This window comes from Bradyrhizobium sp. SZCCHNR1093 (assembly GCF_032381175.1).
In the GTDB taxonomy this organism is placed as follows: domain Bacteria; phylum Pseudomonadota; class Alphaproteobacteria; order Rhizobiales; family Xanthobacteraceae; genus Bradyrhizobium.
The window spans coordinates 251,340-274,090 of record NZ_JAUHJJ010000001.1 but is presented as its reverse complement, the minus strand read 5'-3'; the positions used below and the strand labels follow the sequence as shown (position 1 = coordinate 274,090).

Genomic DNA, 22,751 nt, shown 5'->3' with positions numbered 1-22,751 from the left:
GGGCTGTCTCAAACCTTCACCGCAGCCGGGTCACCCCAGGCGATGAAGGACGGCACGATGAAGCCGTCAGGGCGCTCGCCATAGCGCAACGGCGCGCCAGTCTCGCTGGTGACGGCGCCGCCGGCGGCTGCGACCACGGCATGGCCTGCCGCCACGTCCCATTCCGAGGTTGGGCCGAGCCGCGGATAGATGTCGGCCAGACCTTCGGCGAGCCGGCCGAACTTCACGGCCGAGCCGAGCGGCAGGCGCACCGCGCCCGGACGGGCCGCAATGAAGGCTTCGGTGCGGGCATCGCCATGCGACCGGCTGACCGCGGCGACCCATGCCGCGCCCTGCGGCGGCATCGGCCGGGTGCGGATCGGCTCGGCGGCCGCCAAACCCGCCTCCGTGAACGACAGCCGCTCGGCGCCACGGCCGACCAGGCCGCGCCAGATCTGGCCGATGGCCGGCGCGCAGACGATGCCGAGCAGCGGGCTGCCGCCGGTGACCAGCGCCAGATTGACCGTGAACTCGCCGCGCCCGGCGACGAACTCCTTGGTGCCGTCGAGCGGATCGATCAGGAAGAAGCTGCCATTGAACGGTCCTGCGCTCGCCCCGACCCGCTCCTCCGACAGCGCGGGAATCGCGGGCGCCAGCCGTGCCAGCCCTTCGGCAATGACCCTGTCGGCGGCAAGATCGGCCTCGGTGACCGGCGAGCCGTCGGATTTGTCGGTGACAGCCATGGCGCGGCGGTTGACGGCGAGGATCGCGTAGGCCGCCTCGACAACGAGCTCCGTCAGGGGCGTCATCAGCGCGGCGGCGGCCTCGACCTCGACGGTTCCTGCAGTCGGTGCCGTCGTCATTGCGCGGTGCTCCTTCCGGCCGTTCCGTACGCAGCTTGCATCATCGTATCCTTGTTCTGGCGCCGGCGCATCCGGGTACGGCCGTTCGCACGTTCATTGAGCTGCGGCTGCCGGGAAAACCGCTACGTACTTTCCCGTGTCCCGCCCTCAGTCCGGTGGCGGTCCATGCTTTCGCAGTGTATCAAGCGTTAACGCAAGCATGATTCGCCCAGGTTCGCGGATTTCAGGAACATCGAATGTCCGGCACGTCCTCTCCCGAGATCGCCAATCCGATTCCCGCTCCCGATACGCTCGAACTTGCCGCTCTGCTCTGCTCGAAGGTCTGCCACGACCTGATTAGTCCGGTCGGCGCCATCGTCAATGGGCTCGAGGTGCTCGACGACAATCCGAAGCCGGAGGATCGCGACTTCGCGCTGGAGCTGATCCGCAAGAGCGCCAAGACGGCGTCGGCGCGGCTGCAGTTCTGCCGCCTCGCCTTTGGTGCGGCCGGCTCTGCGGGCGCGCAGATCGATCTCGGCGACGCCCAGACCATGGCGCGCGGCCACATCGAGGACGCCAAGACCTCGATCACCTGGAATCTGCCGCGGCTGCTGTTGCCCAAGAACCGGGTCAAGCTGCTGCTCAACATGATGGTGGTGGCGCAGCAGACGATCCCGCGCGGCGGCATGCTGACCGTCGACCCGATCGGCGACGGCGAGTCCATGAGCTTCCGCGTCGCCGCCACCGGGCTCAATGCCCGGCTGCCGCAGAACATCGTCAATCTGCTTGGCGGCGAATTGCAATCGACCATCGATGCCCACGCGGTGCAGCCCTACTACACCCGTCTGCTCGCCGATGCCTGCGGCCTCAAGGTGACGCTCACCGCCGACGGCAACGCGATGGTCGTGCAGGCGGCCTGATCTGGCAGACGTCCTGCCGCGTCAGTCCTGCGACCTCGTGTCGTGGGACAGGCGCAACAATCCATTCACCATGGTTAATCAAGCCTTGCCGATGGGTCCGAATTTGTCCGGATGCATCTTATCTCTTTGTTGAGTCCGTTCATTTGCGCTTACTCAACTAATATTAAACGCTTTGCACCGAAACTGGCCACGGTTTGAAGGGCGCGTCATGTCGCGTTCCGTTGCGTGCGAAGGCCAGTTTCATGGATGACCTGTTGCGTGAGTTTCTGACGGAGACCAGCGAGAGCCTGGACACCGTCGATAATCAATTGGTGCGGTTCGAGCAGGAGCCGAACAACGCCAAGATCCTCGATAACATCTTCCGGCTGGTGCACACGATCAAGGGGACCTGCGGCTTCCTCGGCCTGCCGCGGCTCGAAGCGCTGGCGCATGCCGCCGAGACCCTGATGGGCAAGTTCCGCGACGGCATGCCGGTCACCGGCGAGGCCGTGACGCTGATCCTCACCACCATCGACCGCATCAAGGACATCCTCGGACAGCTCGAGGCCAACGAGGCCGAGCCCGAGGGCGAGGACCGCGACCTCATCAGCGAGCTCGAAGCCATGGTCGAGCGTGGCATGGCGGCAATGGCCGCGTCGGCGGAGCCGATCGCGATGGCCGGCGAGACCGCGCCACCGCTTGCGCCTGCAGCGCCGGCCGCGCCCGCGGTCACGCACGGCTCGCTGATCGACCAGACGCTGGAGCGTCCGCTGCGTCCGGGCGAAGTATCGCTCGACGAGCTCGAGCGGGCCTTCCGCGAGACCGCGATCGAGTTGCCGCCCGCGCATGAGAAGGCGCCTGAGCCCAAGGCCGCTGCCCCGGCGCCGGTCGCCAAGGCCGGGCCTGCCAAGGCGGAAGCAGAGGCCAGGGCCGAGGCGCCGAAGAAGGCGGCGCGCGCCAAGGCCAATGCCGATGGCGAGGTGCACGAGAACGACAAGGTCGCCAACCAGTCGATCCGCGTCAACGTCGACACGCTCGAACATCTGATGACGATGGTCTCGGAGCTGGTGCTGACGCGCAACCAGCTGCTCGAGATCGCCCGCCGCAACGAGGACACCGAGTTCAAGGTGCCGCTGCAGCGGCTGTCCAACGTCACCGCCGAGCTGCAGGAGGGCGTCATGAAGACGCGCATGCAGCCGATCGGCAATGCCTGGCAGAAGCTGCCGCGCATCGTCCGCGACCTCGCCACCGAGCTCGGCAAGCAGATCGAGCTCGAGATGCACGGCGCCGACACCGAACTCGACCGCCAGGTGCTCGACCTGATCAAGGACCCGCTCACCCACATGGTGCGCAACTCCGCCGATCACGGCCTGGAGACGATGGCCGAGCGCGCCGCGGCCGGCAAGGCCGAGCAGGGCACCATCCGGCTGTCCGCCTATCATGAAGGCGGCCATATCATCATCTGCATCGCCGACAACGGCCGCGGCCTCAACACCGAGCGCATCAAGGCCAAGGCCTTGGCGAACGGCCTCGTCACCGAGGCCGAGCTCGAGAAGATGACGGAAGCGCAGATCCACAAGTTCATCTTCGAGCCGGGCTTCTCGACCGCGGCCGCCGTCACCTCGGTCTCGGGCCGCGGCGTCGGCATGGACGTGGTGCGCACCAACATCGACCAGATCGGCGGCACCATCGACATCAAGTCGGTGCTCGGCGAGGGCACCTCGGTCACCATCAAGATCCCGCTGACGCTCGCGATCGTCTCGGCGCTGATCGTCGAAGCCGGTGGCGACCGCTTCGCGATCCCGCAATTGTCGGTCGTCGAGCTGGTGCGCGCGCGCGCCAACTCCGAGCACCGCATCGAGCGCATCAAGGACACCGCGGTGCTGCGCTTGCGCAACAAGCTGCTGCCGCTGATGCATCTGAAGAAGCTCTTGAAGATCGACGACGGCTCGTCGACCGATCCGGAGAACGGCTTCATCGTGGTGACGCAGGTCGGCAACCAGACCTTCGGCATCGTGGTCGACTGCGTGTTCCACACCGAGGAAATCGTGGTCAAGCCGATGTCGACCAAGCTGCGTCACATCGACATGTTCTCGGGCAACACCATCCTGGGCGACGGCGCCGTGATCATGATCATCGATCCGAACGGCATCGCGAAAGCGCTCGGCGCCGCCGGTTCGGCCTCGCAGGCGGTATCCGACGAGCACGCCGCGCATCACGCGATCGGCGGCGAGCAGCTCACCTCGCTGCTGGTGTTCCGCGCCGGCACGGCGCAGCCCAAGGCGGTGCCGCTGGCGCTGGTCACGCGCCTGGAGGAGATCGCGGCCGACAAGATCGAGATCTCCAACGGCCGCTACATGGTGCAGTACCGCGACCAGCTGATGCCCTTGGTGCAGATGGAAGGCGTGTCGGTGCAGACGTCGGGCTCGCAGCCGATCCTGGTGTTCGCCGACGAGACCCGGGCGATGGGCCTCGTGGTCGACGAGATCATCGACATCGTCGAGGAGCGGCTCAACATCCAGGTCTCCGGCGCCAAGGACGGCATCCTCGGCTCGGCGGTGATCAAGGGCCAGGCGACGGAAGTGATCGACGTCGGCCACTTCCTGCCGATGGCGTTCGCCGACTGGTTCATCCGCAAGGAGATGGCGACCGAGTCGCAGACGCAGTCGGTGCTCTTGGTCGACGACTCGCCGTTCTTCCGCAACATGCTGGCGCCGGTGTTGAAGTCGGCCGGCTACAAGGTGCGCACGGCGGCGTCGGCGATCGAGGGCCTCGCCACGCTGCGTTCCGGGCACAGCTTCGACATCGTCGTCACCGACATCGAGATGCCGGAGATGAACGGCTTCGAGTTCACCGAGGCGATCCGCGCCGACCAGAACCTGAACCAGATGCCGGTCATCGCGGTGTCGTCGCTGGTGTCGCCGGCGGCGATCGAGCGCGGCCGCCAGGCCGGGCTCTACGACTACATCGCCAAGTTCGACCGGCCCGGCCTGATCGCGGCGCTGAAGGAACAGATCGAGGAACGGGCGCGCGCCGAAGCCAACCGGCGGGCCGCGTGACAGCAAGCGGACAGGAGTAGCGTGCGATGAGCAGCAAGATCGAAACCACCGAGGGTGCCGCCGTCGAATACGTCACTGCGATGATCGGCGGTCAGCTGTTCGGCCTGCCCATCTCCCGGGTGCAGGACGTGTTCATGCCGGAGCGGGTGACGCGGGTGCCGCTGTCGTCGGCGGAGATCGCCGGCGTCCTCAACCTGCGCGGCCGCATCGTGACCGTCGTCGACATGCGGGCGCGGCTCGGCCTCGCCCGCGCCGAGGACGGCAAGCCGCCGATGGCGGTCGGCGTCGATCTGCGTGGCGAGTCCTATGGTCTCCTGATCGATCAGATCGGCGAGGTGCTGCGGCTGCCCGAGGAGAGCCGGGAGGAGAACCCGGTCAATCTCGACCCGCGCATGGCGAAGCTCGCCGGCGGCGTGCACCGCCTCGACGGTCAGCTGATGGTCATCCTCGATGTCGATCGCGTGCTCGAGCTCGCAGCAGACAAGATGGCGGCCTGAACACTGCAATTTGAGGGCGGCGGCGCATCAGGCGTCGTTGCATTGGATCCTGACCTCGTGAGGCTGATATGAGAACGTGTCTGGTAGTTGACGATTCCAGCGTCATTCGAAAGGTGGCGCGACGCATTCTGGAAGGTCTGGATTTCCAGATCGTGGAAGCGGAGGACGGCGAGCAGGCTCTGGAGATCTGCAAGCGGGGCCTTCCCGATGCGGTGTTGCTCGACTGGAACATGCCCGTCATGGACGGCTATGAGTTTCTCGGCAATCTCCGGCGCATGCCCGGCGGCGACGCGCCGAAGGTGGTGTTCTGCACGACCGAGAACGATGTCGCGCACATCGCGCGCGCGCTGCACGCCGGCGCCAACGAGTACATCATGAAGCCCTTCGACAAGGACATCGTGACCGCGAAGTTTCAGGAAGTCGGGCTGATCTGATCTCCGTTGCGTGCGGCGGTCCCGTGGTCGTCCGGGCTTGCCGTCACCCCGTGCCTCTGTCCTGTTGGTGAACTATGAGCGTCGCGTTGGCCAGTTCTTCGATCCCGAGTTCGATCAGGCAGGAACCTCTCCGGGTGATGGTCGTGGACGACTCCGTCGTCATCCGCGGCATGATCTCGCGTTGGATCGCGTCTGAGCCCGACATGGTCGTGGCGGCGTCGCTGCGCACCGGCCTGGAAGCCGTGAACCAGATCGATCGCGTCAATCCCGACGTCGCCGTGCTCGACATCGAGATGCCCGAGCTCGACGGCATTGCCGCCCTGCCGAAGCTGCTTGCCAAGAAGAAGAACCTCGCCGTCATCATGGCGTCGACGCTGACCCGCCGCAACGCGGAGATCAGCTTCAAGGCGCTGTCGCTCGGCGCGGCCGACTACATCCCGAAGCCCGAGAGCACGCGCGAGGCCTCGGCGGCCGACAATTTCCACTACGATTTGATTCAGAAGATCCGCAATCTTGGCGCCAAGGCGCGCCGCGCCGCTCCTGCTCCGCATGCGCCGGCCGCATCGCCGATCGTTCCGCAAGTCCAAGGGCTCCGGCCTGTGCTTGCATCGCGGCCGATGGTCGCCCCCGTGGCGCCCGCCGTGCCGACCCAGCTGGCGCGCCGCTCCTTCAGCACGCAGATGCCGAAGGTGCTGCTCATCGGATCGTCGACCGGCGGCCCGCAGGCGCTGATGTCGCTGGTGACCGAGCTCGGTCCCGTGATCGACCGCTTTCCGGTGCTGATCACCCAGCATATGCCGCCGACCTTCACCACCATCCTCGCCGAGCATCTGGCGCGCTCGAGCCGCCGACCGGCCCACGAGGCCGTCGACGGTGAGGTGGTGAGGCCGGGTCAGATCTACCTTGCCCCCGGCGGCCGCCACATGCGTGTGGCGCGCCATGGCGCCGATGTGGTGATCGCGCTCGACAACGGTCCTCCGATCAATTTCTGCAAGCCCGCCGTCGATCCCTTGTTCATGTCGGCGATCGAGGTCTGGCAGGGCTCGACCCTGGCCGTGATCCTGACGGGCATGGGTTCCGACGGCATGCGCGGCGGCAAGGACATCGTCGCCGCCGGTGGCAGCGTGATCGCGCAGGACGAGGCGACCAGCGTGGTCTGGGGCATGCCGGGCTCAGCCGCCAATGCCGGCATCTGCGCGGCCGTCCTTCCCTTAAACCAGATCGGACCGAAGCTGGTCCGTCTGTTTGCTGGAGACCGTTCGTGACACCCCTGGACTATGAGTTCTTGCGTAAGGTCCTGAAGGATCGCTCCGGCCTCGATCTGTCGGCCGACAAGCAGTACCTGGTCGAAAGCCGGTTGCTGCCGCTGGCCCGCCGCGCCAACCTGCCGGGCATCCCGGAGCTGGTGCAGAAGATCAGGAGCGGCGCGGAGCAGCTTACGACCCAGGTGGTCGAGGCGATGACCACCAACGAGACGTTCTTCTTCCGCGACAAGATTCCGTTCGATCATCTCCGTGAGGGCATCCTGCCGGCGCTGATCCAGTCGCGCGCCAATCGTCGTTCCCTGCGCATCTGGTCGGCCGCCTGCTCGACCGGACAGGAGCCGTATTCGATCGCGATGTGCCTGCGCGAATTCGGTCCCGCTCTGGCGGGCTGGCGCATCGAGATCATTGCCACCGACCTGTCGCAGGAGGTGCTGGAGAAATCGAAGGCCGGCCTCTACAGCCAGTTCGAGGTGCAGCGCGGATTGCCGATCCAGCTGCTGGTGAAATATTTCACACAGCTCGGCGAGCTCTGGCAGCTCAGCGCCGACATCCGCGGCATGGTCCAGCATCGCCAGCTCAATCTGCTGCAGGACTTCTCGCATCTCGGCAAGTTCGACATCATCTTCTGCCGCAACGTGCTGATCTATTTCGACCAGGAGACCAAGGCCTCGATCTTCGAGCGGATGGCCAAGGTGATGGAGCCGGACGGCACGCTGTTGCTGGGAGCCGCCGAATCGGTCGTCGGCATCACCGACGCGTTCAGGCCCAACCAGGAGCGGCGGGGTCTGTACCAGATCAATCCGGTGCGCAGTCCGCGCGGTGGCGCTGCGCTGCTGCCCGGCCTCAAGGTGGTCGCGGCTCGCTGACGTTTGCGCTTGGCGCGGAGACATCGTCGGAACATCGGCCGGCGTCGGCCGTGCGGCCGGACTGACCGGTGTGTGATGAAGGTCGGGCTCCGGTCGGTGCTTCCTCGTCCTCGCCGTATCGGCCCTCACGTCGAGCGCTGAACTCAGGCCCGTCGGCACCACACGTCGTAGTCCCTCTCCGTCGCCTCGCGTGCGGCGCGGGAAGCTCTGCGCAGCCAGCCCGAACCGCGTTTCCTGAGATCCGCCGCGATGGTGCTGCTGACGCGACCGTCAGCCGCATGGACGGAGGCGAGCTCCGCGCCCATGCCGCGCAGAAGGACGAGCTTGAGGTCGGCGCCGGCCTCCTTGCCGAGGTCGATCTTGCGCGCATCGGCCGACAATCGCCGAACGACGTAGTCCCCCTCGTCGGTCCGGTAAACGCGGAGGAATGGATCGGGCGCGCGATGGGCTCCATTCGAGAGTTCAATGAACCTGTGCTGAGGCGCCGGCTTCCGTTGCGGCTTGTCCTTCGCCCAGGTCCAGGCCGAAGGGACCAACGCCTTCGCTTCGCGCACGACGCGGCCGCCGCGCCATGTTGCGACGACGACGAAGCGTGGACGTCCCAGGCTGCCGCCGCCGGCGGCGCGGCGGAAGAATCTCGGCGTCTCGCCCGTCCCGGGAAGGCTGCCGAGGAGCAACTTATGGACGGCGGAAGGAATTGCATCCGCCGGCGTCAATCCGTCGATCTCGTCCCAGAATTTTCGCCGGCACTGATCCGAGCATTTGACGTAGGAGCGGATCCACATCTCATGGTCGTCGAGCAGCGCCGGCCCTGGCCTTTGAAGTCCGTGGCGATAGCCTTCCAGGATCGCGTCTGCCGCATCGCGGTTGCCGATCTCCATTTTCGGCGCGAGCTCGACGCTGGTCGTGAGTCGGACCAGATCGAGGACGTAGGGCATCACCGCGGCCTCGTCGAAATCATTGACGCCCCACACCCAGCGCCCGTCGGCGTCGCGCCACGTGCCGAAATTCTCCAGATGGATGTCGCCGACGCAGAGCGCAGCTGGTGCGTCGGTGAGCTCGGGGCTGGTCTCGGCGATGCGCCGCGCCCAGCGGTAGTACGTCGCCCGCAGGAAGATGAAGGGGCTCTTTCGCATCCGCTCGTGCTTGGTGAGGAGGTCGTCCTCGACCACTGCGCATTGGCTGCGAAGCCAGGCCTCGTAGGCCGCGGTATCTTCGATGATGGACACGCGATGCCTCCGGATGTGCCGGGCCCGAGCGAAGCCTTATGAGTTGCGTTGATGCCGAACGAACGTGGTCTCGCCCATCGCGCGCAGCGCGCGCTTGTCGAACGGCTTGTCGAACGGCTTGGCGAGCCGGGGCAGGCCGCGGATATCCGGCGGAAACAGCGTCGCATCGTCATGGCCCGAGGTAATGACGATCTTCAGATCGAGCGCGATCAGGCCCTCGTCCTCGGCGACCAGGATCCGCAGGCCTTCGAGTTCGGTATTGTCCGTCGCCATGCCTCATCCCGACTATGCGCGCCGATCCGGCAGGGAATTCCCCTCGGTCCTATCTAGTGCTCCGGAACCGCGTGTCGAGGCGCTTTCGCTGGCTGTCGTCAAGATCCTACAGGATTGCATGCGGCAAAAAGCGCGAGCGGTTGCCGGTGATCGGGCTCGTGTCCTCGCGGATCGACAGGCCGCATGGCTCGTGGTCGACGAGCCAGCTGCCGATCACCGGGAACGCGCCGCCGAAATCCGGCAGCGGCGCCACCGCCTGGCGGATGTAGCCCTCGGCGCCGTAGGGCCCGTCCTGCACGGAGACGGCGACGCCGTCGGACACCAGGCTGACATTGGCGCCCTCGCGCGAGTAGATCGGCTTGCGCACGAAGCTCGAGCCGAGGCTGGCGGCCTTCGGATCGTCCTCGAAATAGGCCGGCAGCAGGTTCGGATGGCCTTCGTGCATCTGCCAGAGTAGCGGCAGGATGCCCTTGTTGGACAGGATGGCCTTCCACGGCGGCTCGATCCATTGCGTCGGCGCTTGCGCGAGCTTGGCGCCGAACTCATCGCGGAACATCCATTCCCAGGGATAGAGCTTGAAGGCGAGCGCGATGTCGCCGTCGTCGAGATCGACGAAGCCGCCGCCGATCTCGCGCCAGCCGATGTCGGCGACATCAAGGATGGTTGTCGACAGGCCCGCTTGGGCTGCCGTGTCGGCCAGATAGGCCAGGGTCGCGGCGTCCTCGGCGTTGCCGGTGAGCCCGGCCAGATGCACGCGGCGCTGCCTGCCGAGGGCGCGCCAGCGCTCGATCAGGCGCTCATGGATCGAGTTGTACTGGTCCGCACGCCCCGGCAGGATGCGACGTTCGATCGCCTGCTCGAGCCAGGTCCATTGGAACACCGCAGCCTCGAAGATCGATGTCGGCGTATCGGCATTGTATTCGAGCAGCTTCGCCGGCGCGCGGCCGCCGTGATAGCTGAGGTCGAACCGTCCGTAGAGGCTGCCGTCCCTTCGCTTCCAGCTCTCCGCCAGCAGCGGCCAGATCGCCTGCGGGATCTTCAGGCGGCGGAGCAGCGCCTCGTCGCCGATGACGCGTGCGACCAGCGCGAGGCACATCTGCTCGATCTCGGCCGTCGGCTCCTCGATGCCGAGCTCGATCTCGGCAATCGTGAACGCGTAGTAGGCGCGCTCGTCCCAATAGCGCTCGCCGTCGAGCTCGTAGAAGTCGAAGCCGCATCGTGCCGCGGTCTCGCGCCAGTCGTCACGTTCGGGGCAGGGGATGCGCTGCATCGGTGTCAGCCTAACGCAGCGGCGATCATGCCGTGCCCGTGGCAACGGGGCGCAGCACAGCCGAGGCCCTCATCGCTGATGCGGCCATGACGTCGTCCGCGCGGTCCAGGCGCAAGCTCGCGCCCGGCTCCGTACGATTGTTTGCTACCAAAGCGCGGCGAGGTGGCGGCGGCCACCGCAGCCGTCATAGTCGTCGGCACCCCAGGGTGCGGACGTTGCATCGGATCGCTTCCGATGAGTCGGTAGGCCAGTTTTTTATGATTTTGAGTCTGTGTCAAAGATCCGAATCCAAGGAAACATCACAAACGCGGTGTTTTCACGGCGCCGGCGCGACGAAAATCAGCCGCCGCCTCCGAAGCCGTGTCCGAACGAGCCGAAGCCGCCGCGCGAGACATGTGCGGAGGACGCCTCGGCGACATGGCTCGAGCCGCTGCTTCTGGAATCGCTGTCGCCGCTGGAAAATCCCCAGCGGCCGGAGCCGCTGCCGCCGCCACCGCCGCTCGAGCGGCGCGTCGTGCATTCGCTCGTCTGCGGCTGGCCGGCCATCGTCGGCGTCTCGGTGCCCTGCTGCGGGCAGCTCTGCTGCCGCGGCATCAGCGCATAGGCGGTGCCGCCGACCGCGAGCGTGCCCATCAGCAGCAGCGCGACGTGGCCGGAGCGCTTCACCGGCGGCGTCGCGGGCGGGGGCGGCATCGGCCGGCGCTTGCCGAATTCGCGGCGTTGCTCGGCCATGGTCAGATGATCATCGAGGCGGCGTTGAGTGCGCCGGCGGAGAGCGACGCGAGGCCGAGCCAGATTGCGGAGGCCAGCTCGCCGGCGACGATGCGCTGGGCGAGATCCGGCACCGGGATGCGGACGAGGTAATAGACGATCACCTGGACGATCAGCGCGACCAGCGCCCAGATCAGGCAGTCAAGCACGTTGGCGGAATGGGCGATGGCGCTGACCAGCGGCAGGGTGAAGCCGAGCAGGCTGAGGCCGAGCGCGATCGCAGCCGACGGATGGTTGTCCCGGATCAGCTGGAATTCATTGTAGGGCGTGACGCGGGTGTAGATGAACAGGTAGGCCGTCACCGCGACCAGCGCGGTACAGAAGTACACCAGAAAGGCCGGCAGGCCGGCGAGCGATTGCAGGATCATGGATCAGGCCCGACGCGTGGAAGCTCTCATCTGTCGCGATGCCAGCATGCCCGGTTCGACGTGAACAAAGTCTATCCGCCTTTCGCCGGATCCAGCCTGGCCTGGTCCAGCATCTGCAGCACGGAATCCCCCGTCTTGCGGGTGTGCTCGGAGAGCGCCTGCGCGAAGCCGGATGCGTCCCGCGCCCGCAGCAGCGCCATGAACGCTTCGTGCTCGCCGATCGACTCGTCCCAGCGCCGCGCGTCGTAATTGGCGACCGCCCGCGCGCGAAACACGCTCGCGTGCAGGGTGCTCCACATGTTGAGCAGCACGGCGTTGCCGGCGAGCTTGGTGATCTCGGCATGGATTTGCTGGTTGAGCCGGAAATAGGCGGCGCGCTCGGCGGCGCGATGCAGCGCCACCAGCTCGGCATGCATGGCGTCGAGCCTGGCGAGGTCGTCCGCCGTTGCACGCGCGGCCGCAGCGCGGCCTGCGGCGGCATCGAGCGACACCATCACGTCGAAGATCTCGGCGATCTCGCGGGCGTCGATCGGCGTCACCACGGGCGTGCGATGCGGCCGCAGCTCGATCAGGCCCTCGGCGGCGAGGATCTTGAAGGCCTCGCGCAGCGGCGTGCGCGAGACGCCGAAGGTCTCGCACAGCATGCGCTCGGGCAAGGCAGCGCCGGCGGCGAGCTCGCCGTCCACGATCATCTCGCGCAGCCTGGCGACGAGCTGATCGTGCAGCGACAGCCGATCGAGCGGCCGCTTGGAGTGGTCGGACGACAGCTTCAGCCGCGCCGGCTTGAAGCGCGTCTTCAGTCTGGGCCGGGGTGCCGGTGGGGTCATGTCGGGCGCGGCTGCTCCGCTGCGAGATGCCTGAAATTCGGGCGATGCGCCCGCGGATCAGGCAGGTTCTCCAAGTTTGATATGCTATTTCATATTGATTTTGTTGTATAAAATCAACATTGCATATCGCATCCAGTTGGCATGTCGTTTGCTGATGAGAGGACAAGCCGTGACAATCCCGTGGATCGACCTGCCCTGGAGATGGATGTGAAACGTTTCGTGCTGCCCATTCTCGCCCTGCTCGCGCTCGCGCTGCCCTCGCTCAGCTTCGCCGACGACGCCGCCAAGATCAAACTCGGCTACGCCAAATGCGCGCATTGCACGCCGATGTCGCTGACGCCGCAATTCGCGGAGGGCGTCGCGATCGACGCCGTCAGCTTCAACACCGGCACCGATGCGCTGACCGCTTTGGTGTCGAAGAACATCGACGTCGCCCAGGTGACCTATCTGCACTACGCCATCGCGCTCGACAAAGGCTTCGATGTCGTCGCCATCTCCGGCCAGGTCAATGGCGGCTCGGCGATCCTGCTCGGCAACGATCTTGAGATCGCGCCGGGCGACTGGGCCGCGCTGAAGGCGCTGATCGCCAAATACAAGACCGACGGCAAGCCGTTCCGCGTCGCCGCCTCGCGCGGTAATGCGCAGGACATCCACATGCGCGGTGCCTTCGCCAAGCAGGGCATCGACATCAACAAGGACGTGCAGTTCATCAACATCCCGAACCCCTCGGATCATCTGCAGGCGCTGCGCCGCGGCGAGGTCGAACTGATCTGCACCGTCGAGCCGTTCGCGACCCAGATCATGCAGGCCAAGGCGGCGAAGTTCTTCGGCTTCCCCTATGACCAGGCCGCCGGCAAGCTGACCAATCTGATCCTGACCCGCTCCGACGTCATCGCCTCCAACCCGAAGGGGCTCGAAGGCGTGGTGCGTGCCGTCGTCAAGGTCGACGCGCACATCGCGGCCGACAAGCCGGCGCTGATCGAGGTCATCTCCAAGATCACCGGCCTCGACAAGGCGATCGCGACTGGCGCGGTGGAGAACCTCGATCCCGATCCGAAAATGTATCGTTCCTCCGCGCTCGCCATCGCCACGATGATGCGCGACCTCAAATACATCAACTCGGATGTCACGGCCGCGGTCGAGAAGAATCTCGACTACCGCTTCCTGGAAGCGGCGACCGGCAAGCCGAAGACCGAGCTCGGCTACTGAGATGGCCGCGCTCGCCCAGCTCAGGAAGCTCGACCGCACCATCGTGCCCGTGCTGGTGCTCGCGGGCTGGGAGGCGTTCTCGCGCTCCGGCGCGCTGCCGGCGGCGCTGCTGCCCGCGCCGTCGACGGTGCTGTGGGCGTGGGCGGACTGGCTGGTCGGCACCGACGGCAACACCCAGACCTACAGCGCGCATTGGCTCGCCGACATGCTGGCGAGCCTGTCGCGCGTCGCGGCGGGCTTTGCCATCGCCACTTTGCTCGGCGTCGGCCTCGGGGTCGCGATCGGCTGGTCGCGCAAGACCGAGATCGTGATCGAGCCGACCTTGCAGATGCTCAGGCCGATCCCGCCGGTGTCGTGGATCCCGCTCGCCATCATCTGGTTCGGCATCGCCAACAAGCCGGCGATCTTCCTGGTGTTTCTCGGCGCCTTCTTTCCGATCCTGCTCAACACCATCCACGGCGTGAAGACCTGCGACCGCAATCTCATTCGCGCCGGCGCCATGGTCGGCGGCAGCGAGCGCAAGCTGTTGCGCTACATCGTCGTGCCCGCGGCGATGCCGAGCATCTTTGCCGGGCTTCGCATCGGCATCGGATCGGCCTGGATGCTCACCGTGACGGCCGAGATGGTCGCGGTGAAGAGCGGGCTCGGCTACGTGCTGTGGGATTCCTACTACTTCCTGCGTTACGATCTGGTGCTGGCGGCGATGGCGAGCATCGGCCTGCTCGGCTTCTGCAGCGATCTCGCCATCCGCTTCGTGATGGCGCGCGTGCTGCACTGGCAGCGCAACACCACCTTGGGCGGCGGGGAATGAGCATGGTCGCGATCGAGATCGCCAGCGTCTCCAAGATCTTCACCGACAGGAAGCGCAACGCCGAGGTGACGGCGCTCGCCGACATCAGCCTCAGCATCGCGCGCAACGAGTTCGTCTGCCTGCTCGGCCCGTCCGGCTGCGGCAAGTCGACCCTTCTCAACATGATCGCCGGATTCGAGCAGCCGAGCGCGGGCCGCATCGCCGTCGACGGCGAGACGGTGACGGCGCCCGGCGCCGATCGCGGCGTCGTGTTCCAGCACGCCAATCTGATGCCGTGGATGCCGGTGTGGGAGAACGTCGCCTTTCATCTGCTGCTAGGCGGCGGCCAGAAGGCCGAGCGCCGCGCGCGGGCGCAGGTCTATATCGACATGGTCGGGCTCACCGGCTTCGAGAACCACTATCCGTCGGAGCTGTCGGGCGGCATGAACCAGCGCGTCGGCATCGCGCGGGCGCTGCTGATGAATCCTCAAGTGATTCTGATGGACGAGCCGTTCGGCGCGCTCGACGAGCAGACCCGCATGGACATGCAGACCGAGCTTGTCAGGATCTGGCAGCAGCACCAGGGCACGATCGTGTTCGTCACCCATGGCATCGACGAGGCGCTGACGCTCGGCACCCATGTCGCGGTGATGAGCGCACGTCCCGGCCGCATCGTCGAGATCATCCCGATCGACCTGCCGCGGCCACGGGATATTACCTCGCCGCAGTTCAACGCGCTGAAGCGCCACATCCTGGCGCTGCTGCGCGGCGAGCGGGCGGAGCAGGGGGAGCGGGTGTGAGGATGGCCCGCGCCCATCTGAACGCGAGTCGTTGGGCCCGAGCCATCGCCCCAACGGCAGTGCGCCCCCTCTCCCGCTTGCGGGGGAGGGCAGGGGTGGGGGCGCCACACGGCAGACTGCCCGTGAGGAGAGATGTCCCCCACCCGGATCGCATCTGCGATGCGATCCGACCTCCCCCGCAAGCGGGAGAGGTTTTCCCGCACGCCACGTGCGATCGCATCGCTTGGCATAAGGTGAGCCACTCATGACCAAACGCACTCTCCTCGGCATGCTGACGCCGTCGTCGAACACCGCCCTGGAGCCGATCACCTCGGCCATGGTCGCCGGGCTGCCCAGCGTCTCCGCGCATTTCTCGCGCTTCAAGGTCACTGAGATCGCGTTGTCGACCGACGCGCTGGCGCAGTTCGACACATCGAACATCCTGCGCGCGGCAGAATTGCTCGCGCATGCCAGGGTCGACGTCATCGGCTGGAACGGCACCTCGTCCGGCTGGCTCGGCTTCGAGGCCGACGTCAAGCTGTGCGAGCAGATCACCGCGGCGACCGGCATTCCCGCGACCACCTCGATGCTGGCGCTGAACGAGATTCTGACGAGATCCGGCGTGAAGCGGCTCGGCTATGTCACACCCTATCGCGACGACGTGCAGGCGCGGATCATTGCCAACTACGAGACGCTCGGCATCGGTTGCGGCGGCGACCGCCATCTCGGCCTGCAGGACAATTTCTCCTTCGCCGAGGTCACCGAGGCGCAGCTCGAGCGCATGATCCGCGAGGTCGCGGCCGAGAAGCCCGATGCGATCGCCGTCGTCTGCACCAACCTGCGCGCCGCGCCGCTGGTCGACAGGATGGAGCAGGAGACGGGCATTCCGATTCTCGACACCATCGCCACCGTGGTATGGAAGAGCCTGAAGGTCGCCGGCGTCGATCCGGCCGCCGTGACCGGCTGGGGCTCGCTGTTCAAGAACTTCGCCTGAGAAGGACGTCACATGGCTGCATTCGACACCGCCATCCGCAACGGCACCGTCGCCACCGCGAGCGATACGTTCAAGGCCGATGTCGCCATCAAGAGCGGCCGCATCGTCGCGATCGGCGAGGCCATCACCGACGCCGACGAGATCGTCGATGCCACGGGCCTGCTGGTGCTGCCGGGCGGCATCGACAGCCACGTCCATATCAGCCAGCCCTCCGGCCCCGGCATCGTCATGGCCGATGATTTCGAGAGTGCGACGCGCGCCGCGGCGTTCGGCGGCAACACCTTCGTGATGCCGTATTGCCTGCAGGAGAAGGGCCAGCCGCTGCGATCAGCGCTGAAGGACTATCATGCCCTCGCCGACAACGCTTGCTACGTCGACCACTCCTTCCACCTCATCATCGCCGACCCCTCCGACGCCGTGCTCGGCCAGGAGCTGCCGGCGCTGGTCGCCGACGGTTATTCGTCGCTGAAGATCTTCATGACCTATGAGGGCCTCGCGCTCAGCGACTACGAGATTTTGGGCGTGCTGCAGGTCGCGCGCGAACGCGGGGCCTTGGTGCAGATTCACGCCGAAAACTACGACGCCATCCGCTTCCTCACCGACCGCCTGGAGCGCGCCGGCAACATCGCGCCGTATTATCACGGCAAGTCGCGGCCGATTCCGGTCGAGCGCGAGGCGACCCATCGCGCGATCTCGCTGGCCGAGCTGATCGACGTGCCGATCGTCATCGTCCACGTCTCCAACCGCGAGGCGATGGAGGAGATCCGCCGCGCGCAGGCGCGCGGCCTGAAGATCCACGGCGAGACCTGCCCGCAATATCTGGTGCTGACCGAAGAGGACATGCAGGGCCTCAACATGGAAGGCGCCAAATATGTCTGCTCGCCGCCGCCGCGTGACAAGGCCAGCCAGGAGGCGTGCTGGGAGGGCCTGCAGCAGGGCGTGTTCTCGCTGTTTTCGTCGGATCACTGCCCGTTCCGCTATGACGACGAGGCCGGCAAGCTGACGCCGAAGGGCCGCACCAGCTTTCGCTGGGTGCCGAACGGCATCCCCGGCGTCGAGACGCGGCTGCCGATCCTGTTCTCCGAAGGCGTCAACAAGGGCCGCATCACCCTGAACCAGTTCGTCGCCTTCACCGCCACTAACCACGCCAAGACGTATGGGCTGAGGGCTAAGGGCTCCATCGCGATCGGCTACGATGCCGACATCGCGCTGTGGGACCCGACCAAGACGGCCAAGATCAGCCAGTCCGGCCTGCACCACGGCTCCGACTACACGCCCTATGAAGGCATCGAGATCACCGGCTGGCCGGTCGCGACGATGCTGCGCGGAAAATTTGTCGTGCGCGACGGCCAGCTGGTCGGCGCCAAGGGCGACGGCCGCTACGTTACGCGCGGCAAGCCGGGTGCAGTGGCCTGAGTGGCCTAAGCACGCTCTTCCCATCCGTCATTGCGAGCGCAGCGGCGCAGCGAAGCAATCCAAACTCGAGCTCGCGACTCTGGATTGCGTCGTCGCTTCGCCCTTCGCAATGACGGCCAATTGCGATATCGCTCCCGTGAACAACCGTCAGACAAGGAGTGCCGCTAGGTCCGCGGCTCTTCCGAGACCCTGATCATGATGTGGGTCCGCGGGATCGCATCATGATCTCGTCTCTTTGCTCGAAGCTGATCGTGGGTGAACGATCGTTCCAGTCCTCAGCGGACTGGAAGCGGGTTCAATAGGCCGTCCATCCGCCGTCCGTCGCGTAGAATGCGCCGGTCAGGTTCGACGCCCCGGGCGACAGCAGGAACAGTATCTCCGCGACTAGCTCCTACATGGCGTCCGCGCGTACGGTGCCGCCAGCGCGACCGGCCAGACTCATGGGCCCGCCGTTACAGAACAGCCGACATGAAATCGCTGTCGGTCAATGCAAGGACAGCTAGTTTTCGTGGACGTGAAAGCCCGGTGCGCGGAACGCTCCGGGCTCATCACGTGGTCGCAAGAAGCGACTAATGATGCACCCGCAGGGTCCCGTCCGCGTTGTAGTCACTCTTGGGATTGTAGCCGGAATCGCGGTGCGTTCTACGATGTAGGGCAGCGTTGCTGCCGCTTGCGCCCGGAGTTCCGCTGTCAACCCGCATGGTCCCGTCTGCATTGTAGTCACTCTTCGGCCTGTAGCCGGAATCGCGATGCGTTTTTGCATGTAGGTCAGCGTTGCTGCCGCTCAGGCCCGGAGTTCCGGGATTGACCTGCATATTTCCATATTGGTCGCGATCACTTTTGCCCGCCCCGACCTGCTGAGCCGCACTGGCTTTTGCATGAGTACCTCTTGCATGATGAGTACGATGTCCGGCCAAGGCCGCAGATGTAGAGACGGCGAGAATAACAAGACCAACAGCAATGCTTCTAGCCATAGTGAACTCCTCACGTTGAAGGACCATTGATGACGGATACGCCGTCAATGTTAGCCTGCCACGGAACTTGCTGACCGTCTTTGATGCAACTCAAGGTACTAAAAGCGGGTGCGACGTCACGGTCCGCACGACTTTTGGCATCATTTCTTCGGCTTTGGCGCGGTGCCCGGCGGAGCCGATGTCGCTCCGCAACATGCCTCTGACGACGGGTTTGACCGATGCCTTCACCGTACCGCTATCGACTTCGACTTGCGAAACGCCGGTCGTCATGTCGACCAGAAGCCGATCGCTGCTCAGCACGTTCTGGCAACTGGTCGACACCACCCCGCCGAGCGTGGTGATCGGAATTGGGACCGAGCTCTGCGCCGCATGGGCATCGCAGGTGACTTGCGCGAAGCCGCTCATGGCAGATCGCCGATCCGAAACAGGAGCGTTCGACAGGGTCTCGATCGGGAACGCAAGCCTTGGCGGTGACCGTTCGAACGCCTGAAAGGAATATGATTTCTGTTTATCGAAATTCTATTTTGTTTTTCCGAAAAATGTGCTCTACTGCGCGCCGTCCCGCCCCAACGAGGGGACGCTTCGCGGTCGTCACGGACGTCGGGTGTGGGATGCGATGGGCGCTGTGGGGTCGCAGCATGGCTTGGCCGTGCCGACGAACGATCCCCGGCGCACGGTGAAGTCGCGTGGTCCTGGCCTCCCGGTGCTGAGGTCAAGCTTGTGGGCGTTGCTGATGAGCTGCCTGCGGGTGATGGGGGCAAGACAGCCGGTCCCCAGGGAGATCGCGTATAAATCGTAAAACCATCGCGCAGGGAGGGCCGGGTGTTTCGGCCAGACCTGTGGCGACTGCCGCCTGCTTTCTTTTCTGCAGGCGGGCCACGGGCGCGGCCAGCGCCCGGCCTTCCCTGCGCCCTCAGTGAGAGGAGGGCGGTGAGATGGATGCATAGCTCGGGCGCTGGGCGCCGCGAGATCGCGAAAGCTTGGGATGACGGAAGGTTTGAAGCGCGGGGCGTGGATCGCGGTCGAGGCTCTATCGAGCTTCGTGCTCGCATTGCTGGAAGGCGAGGGTGGTCGTGTTTGGGAGTTCGGGGTTTGAGGCGCGTAGGCGCGGCAGAAGCGGTGGGCTCCCCTCCCCCTTGCGGGGAGGGGTTGGGGGTGGGGGTTTCTTGCTCCGAACGAAGTTTGTGGCGCATGCAGGCACGAGCGGCGTGTGCGCTATAGGGATGACTAACTAATCAGCTGTCGGTGGGGTGGCTTCCATGAAGTCCATTTCCGTGGACCCCCACCCCCGACCCCTCCCCGCAAGGGGGAGGGGAGCGCACCGATCGGGTCGCGAGAGTTTGGGTCGAGCGCCCCCAAGGCTCCGAGCAAACAAGCACCGGCCCCACAGCAATCACACCCCCCACAAACAAAAACCCCGCCATTTGCGGCGGGGCCCAGTCTGGGAGGAGCAAGCCGGTGAGGCCTGCCGGAGTACCCAGTGAAAGATCAGGCGGGGATGCGCTCGTCCATGTCGTGCGGCTCGCGCAGCACGTAGCCGCGGCCCCAGACGGTCTCGATGAAGTTGCGGCCTTCGGAGGCGTTGGCGAGCTTCTTGCGCAGCTTGCAGATGAAGACGTCGATGATCTTCAGCTCGGGCTCGTCCATGCCGCCGTAGAGATGGTTGAGGAACATCTCCTTGGTGAGCGTGGTGCCCTTGCGGAGCGAGAGCAGCTCCAGCATCTGGTATTCCTTGCCGGTCAGGTGCACGCGCTGGCCGCCGACCTCCACCGTCTTGGTGTCCAGGTTGACGACGAGGTCGCCGGTCTGGATGACCGACTGGGCGTGGCCCTTGGAACGGCGGACGATCGCGTGGATGCGGGCGATCAGCTCGTCCTTGTGGAACGGCTTGGTCATGTAGTCGTCGGCGCCGAAGCCGAGACCCTTGACCTTGTCCTCGATCCCGGCGAGGCCGGAGAGGATCAGGATCGGCGTCTTGATCTTCGAGACGCGCAGCTGCTTGAGCACGTCGTAACCGGACATGTCGGGCAGATTGAGGTCGAGAAGGATGATGTCGTAATCGTACAACTTGCCGAGGTCGACGCCTTCTTCGCCAAGGTCAGTCGTGTAGACGTTGAAGCTCTCAGACTTCAACATCAGCTCGATCGACTGCGCGACGGCGCTGTCATCCTCAATCAGCAAAACGCGCATGCCAGTTCCCCATAGTCGCCGCTCCGGGCGTCAGGTCGGCCGCCATCGCGGCACTCAAAACGCCTTTGAACAACTGATTCGGATCCTGACGAGAGATGGTTAACAAATCCTGATTCCCCTCCGCAAGCTCTATCCGTGCAATTTTTATCGAATCGCCGTAAGGTGTTGCGATAAGGCAGTTTTTCTTAGCCGTCCTCGTTCAAGCTCCATGTTAAGAGATGGACCTAACCGACTCTCAGATCTCACCGCTTTTCGAAGGCGGCAAAGCGAAGCACGTCAGTCACTCCAGACCATGACGTAATGATTAATGATGCGAGTAAACACAGAGTTAAGCCGACGACGCGAATCTGCCCCTACTTAAGGTTTTCGCAATGAAGGCTCTGGCGCAATGAACTTTCTCTCGCGATGAAGGCGCTTTGGCAATGAAGGCCCTGGCCGAGCAGATCAGCGACATCGACGCCGTGAACACCTATGGGCGTGTCGTCGGCGTGAAGGGACTCATGGTGGAGATCGCCGGGCCGATTCATGCGATGTCGGTCGGCGCGCGCATCGTGATCGAGACCGGCAACAATTACATCCCTGCCGAAGTGATCGGTTTCTCCGGCAAGAATGCCGTGGTGATGCCGTTCGCCGGGCTGGAGGGCGTGCGCCGCGGCTGCCGCGCCGTGATCGCCAATGCGGCCAACCAGGTGCGGCCGTCGCCGGCCTGGCTCGGCCGCGTCATCAATGCGATGGGCGAGCCGATCGACGGCAAGGGGCCGCTGCCGCAGGGCGCCTCGCCGGTTCCTTATCGGAACAATCCGCCGCCGGCGCATTCGCGCAGGCGCGTCGGCTCGCCGCTCGATCTCGGCGTCCGCGCATTGAACACCTTTCTCACCTGTTGCCGCGGTCAGCGGCTCGGCATCTTCGCCGGCTCGGGCGTCGGCAAATCGGTGCTGCTGTCGATGCTGGCGCGCAACGTCGATGCGGCGGTGTCGGTGATCGGACTGATCGGCGAGCGCGGCCGCGAGGTGCAGGAGTTCCTGCAGGACGATCTCGGCGATGAGGGTCTCGCGCGCTCGGTCGTCGTGGTCGCGACCTCCGACGAGCCGGCGCTGATGCGAAGGCAGGCGGCGTATCTGACGCTCGCGATCTCCGAATATTTCCGCGACGAGGGCAAGGATGTCCTTTGTCTAATGGACTCTGTGACGCGCTTTGCGATGGCGCAGCGCGAGATCGGGCTGTCGGCTGGCGAGCCGCCGACCGCCAAGGGCTACACGCCCACCGTGTTCACCGAGCTGCCGAAACTGCTGGAGAGGGCGGGGCCGGGCAGCGGCGACGGCACCATCACCGGGATCTTCACGGTGCTGGTCGATGGCGACGATCACAACGAGCCGGTGGCGGATGCGGTGCGCGGCATTCTCGACGGCCACGTCGTGATGCAACGTTCGATCGCCGAACGCGGCCGCTATCCGGCGATCAACGTCCTCAAATCCGTGTCGCGGACGATGCCGAAATCGGCCGACCCCGTATTCTTGCCGACCATCATGCGGGCGCGCCAGGTGATGGCGACCTACGCCGACATGGAGGAGCTGATCCGGCTCGGCGCCTACCGCGCCGGTTCCAGTCCGGAGGTCGACGAGGCGATCCGGCTGCACGAGCCGTTGGAGGCGTTCCTGCGCCAGCGCAAGGACGAGGTCTCGACGTTGCAAAGCGGGTATCGGGAACTGGAACAGATCCTGGGGCGCTTGGAAACGGAAAGCTAACTTTGTCGGGTAATCATCCCCTCCATGTAACGAGCCTAGTCGGCGAGCCCAGGGAGGGCGGCCGGCCCTGTCCCG

General features: G+C 65.4%; 22 protein-coding genes. 12 read left to right on the top strand and 10 right to left on the bottom strand.

The annotated features are described in order from the left end of the window. Positions 1–8: 8 nt before the first annotated feature. Positions 9–842, bottom strand: coding sequence for a 3'(2'),5'-bisphosphate nucleotidase CysQ (cysQ, locus tag QX070_RS01330; protein WP_315734108.1), 834 nt, complete (start codon positions 840–842; stop codon positions 9–11). A gap of 236 nt (positions 843–1,078) precedes the next feature. Here cysQ and chpT point away from each other — a divergent pair, with 236 nt between their 5' ends. The 6 genes from chpT (at position 1,079) to QX070_RS01300 (ending at position 7,841) form a co-directional block, all read left to right on the top strand. Then, the gene (chpT, locus tag QX070_RS01325) at positions 1,079–1,741 is read left to right on the top strand and encodes a histidine phosphotransferase ChpT (RefSeq protein WP_315734106.1); all 663 of its coding nucleotides are present in this window, start codon (positions 1,079–1,081) and stop codon (positions 1,739–1,741) included. A gap of 242 nt (positions 1,742–1,983) precedes the next feature. Beyond that, entirely contained in the window at positions 1,984–4,779 is a 2,796-nt protein-coding gene (locus tag QX070_RS01320) for a hybrid sensor histidine kinase/response regulator (RefSeq protein ID WP_315734104.1), read from the top strand. 26 nt (positions 4,780–4,805) lie between these two features. Continuing rightward, positions 4,806–5,276, top strand: coding sequence for a chemotaxis protein CheW (locus QX070_RS01315; protein ID WP_172114528.1), 471 nt, complete (start codon positions 4,806–4,808; stop codon positions 5,274–5,276). A gap of 68 nt (positions 5,277–5,344) precedes the next feature. Next, positions 5,345–5,710 (top strand): PleD family two-component system response regulator, encoded by a 366-nt coding sequence (locus QX070_RS01310; protein ID WP_006613312.1) that lies wholly within the window; start codon positions 5,345–5,347, stop codon positions 5,708–5,710. A gap of 74 nt (positions 5,711–5,784) precedes the next feature. Next, complete coding sequence (locus tag QX070_RS01305) at positions 5,785–6,975, top strand: chemotaxis response regulator protein-glutamate methylesterase (RefSeq protein ID WP_315734101.1); 1,191 nt, start codon at positions 5,785–5,787, stop codon at positions 6,973–6,975. Next, positions 6,972–7,841: a protein-glutamate O-methyltransferase CheR gene (locus QX070_RS01300; RefSeq protein ID WP_315734099.1), complete on the top strand. Its 870-nt coding sequence runs from the start codon at positions 6,972–6,974 to the stop codon at positions 7,839–7,841. The genes QX070_RS01305 and QX070_RS01300 overlap by 4 nt, the downstream gene beginning before the upstream one ends. A gap of 143 nt (positions 7,842–7,984) precedes the next feature. Here QX070_RS01300 and QX070_RS01295 read toward each other — a convergent pair whose 3' ends face one another. From QX070_RS01295 to QX070_RS01270, 6 genes are all read right to left on the bottom strand, one after another. Then, positions 7,985–9,070, bottom strand: coding sequence for a DUF2252 family protein (locus QX070_RS01295; RefSeq protein WP_315734097.1), 1,086 nt, complete (start codon positions 9,068–9,070; stop codon positions 7,985–7,987). A 36-nt stretch (positions 9,071–9,106) separates the two neighbouring features. Further along, a complete protein-coding gene (locus QX070_RS01290) occupies positions 9,107–9,343 on the bottom strand; it encodes a hypothetical protein (RefSeq protein WP_315734095.1) in 237 nt (78 codons plus the stop codon). Positions 9,344–9,449: 106 nt separating this feature from the next. Then, entirely contained in the window at positions 9,450–10,613 is a 1,164-nt protein-coding gene (locus QX070_RS01285) for a glutathionylspermidine synthase family protein (protein ID WP_315734093.1), read from the bottom strand. A gap of 339 nt (positions 10,614–10,952) precedes the next feature. Then, positions 10,953–11,345 (bottom strand): hypothetical protein, encoded by a 393-nt coding sequence (locus QX070_RS01280; RefSeq protein ID WP_315734091.1) that lies wholly within the window; start codon positions 11,343–11,345, stop codon positions 10,953–10,955. Positions 11,346–11,347: 2 nt separating this feature from the next. Then, positions 11,348–11,752, bottom strand: a complete 405-nt coding sequence (locus tag QX070_RS01275; protein ID WP_315734089.1) for a DUF350 domain-containing protein — start codon at positions 11,750–11,752, stop codon at positions 11,348–11,350. Positions 11,753–11,823: 71 nt separating this feature from the next. After that, a complete protein-coding gene (locus QX070_RS01270; protein WP_315734086.1) occupies positions 11,824–12,579 on the bottom strand; it encodes a GntR family transcriptional regulator in 756 nt (251 codons plus the stop codon). Between the two features lie 201 nt (positions 12,580–12,780). Here QX070_RS01270 and QX070_RS01265 point away from each other — a divergent pair, with 201 nt between their 5' ends. The 5 genes from QX070_RS01265 (at position 12,781) to hydA (ending at position 17,767) form a co-directional block, all read left to right on the top strand. Next, positions 12,781–13,788, top strand: coding sequence for an ABC transporter substrate-binding protein (locus QX070_RS01265; RefSeq protein ID WP_315735668.1), 1,008 nt, complete (start codon positions 12,781–12,783; stop codon positions 13,786–13,788). A 1-nt stretch (position 13,789) separates the two neighbouring features. Further along, positions 13,790–14,599, top strand: a complete 810-nt coding sequence (locus tag QX070_RS01260; RefSeq protein WP_315734084.1) for an ABC transporter permease — start codon at positions 13,790–13,792, stop codon at positions 14,597–14,599. A gap of 2 nt (positions 14,600–14,601) precedes the next feature. Continuing rightward, positions 14,602–15,378: an ABC transporter ATP-binding protein gene (locus QX070_RS01255; RefSeq protein ID WP_315735664.1), complete on the top strand. Its 777-nt coding sequence runs from the start codon at positions 14,602–14,604 to the stop codon at positions 15,376–15,378. Between the two features lie 244 nt (positions 15,379–15,622). Then, entirely contained in the window at positions 15,623–16,351 is a 729-nt protein-coding gene (locus tag QX070_RS01250; RefSeq protein WP_315734082.1) for an aspartate/glutamate racemase family protein, read from the top strand. Positions 16,352–16,363: 12 nt separating this feature from the next. Further along, on the top strand, positions 16,364–17,767 hold the full coding sequence (gene hydA / locus QX070_RS01245; RefSeq protein ID WP_315734080.1) for a dihydropyrimidinase: 1,404 nt from the start codon (positions 16,364–16,366) through the stop codon (positions 17,765–17,767). 569 nt (positions 17,768–18,336) lie between these two features. Here hydA and QX070_RS01240 read toward each other — a convergent pair. The 3 genes from QX070_RS01240 to ctrA form a co-directional block, all read right to left on the bottom strand. Further along, positions 18,337–18,741, bottom strand: a complete 405-nt coding sequence (locus QX070_RS01240; protein WP_315734077.1) for a hypothetical protein — start codon at positions 18,739–18,741, stop codon at positions 18,337–18,339. A 90-nt stretch (positions 18,742–18,831) separates the two neighbouring features. After that, positions 18,832–19,146 (bottom strand): hypothetical protein, encoded by a 315-nt coding sequence (locus QX070_RS01235; protein WP_315734075.1) that lies wholly within the window; start codon positions 19,144–19,146, stop codon positions 18,832–18,834. 1,083 nt (positions 19,147–20,229) lie between these two features. Then, a complete protein-coding gene (gene ctrA, locus QX070_RS01230; RefSeq protein ID WP_012046382.1) occupies positions 20,230–20,931 on the bottom strand; it encodes a response regulator transcription factor CtrA in 702 nt (233 codons plus the stop codon). Positions 20,932–21,353: 422 nt separating this feature from the next. On the opposite strand from ctrA, the gene fliI reads away from it, so the two are divergent. Then, a complete protein-coding gene (gene fliI, locus QX070_RS01225; protein ID WP_315734073.1) occupies positions 21,354–22,676 on the top strand; it encodes a flagellar protein export ATPase FliI in 1,323 nt (440 codons plus the stop codon). Positions 22,677–22,751: the final 75 nt, after the last annotated feature.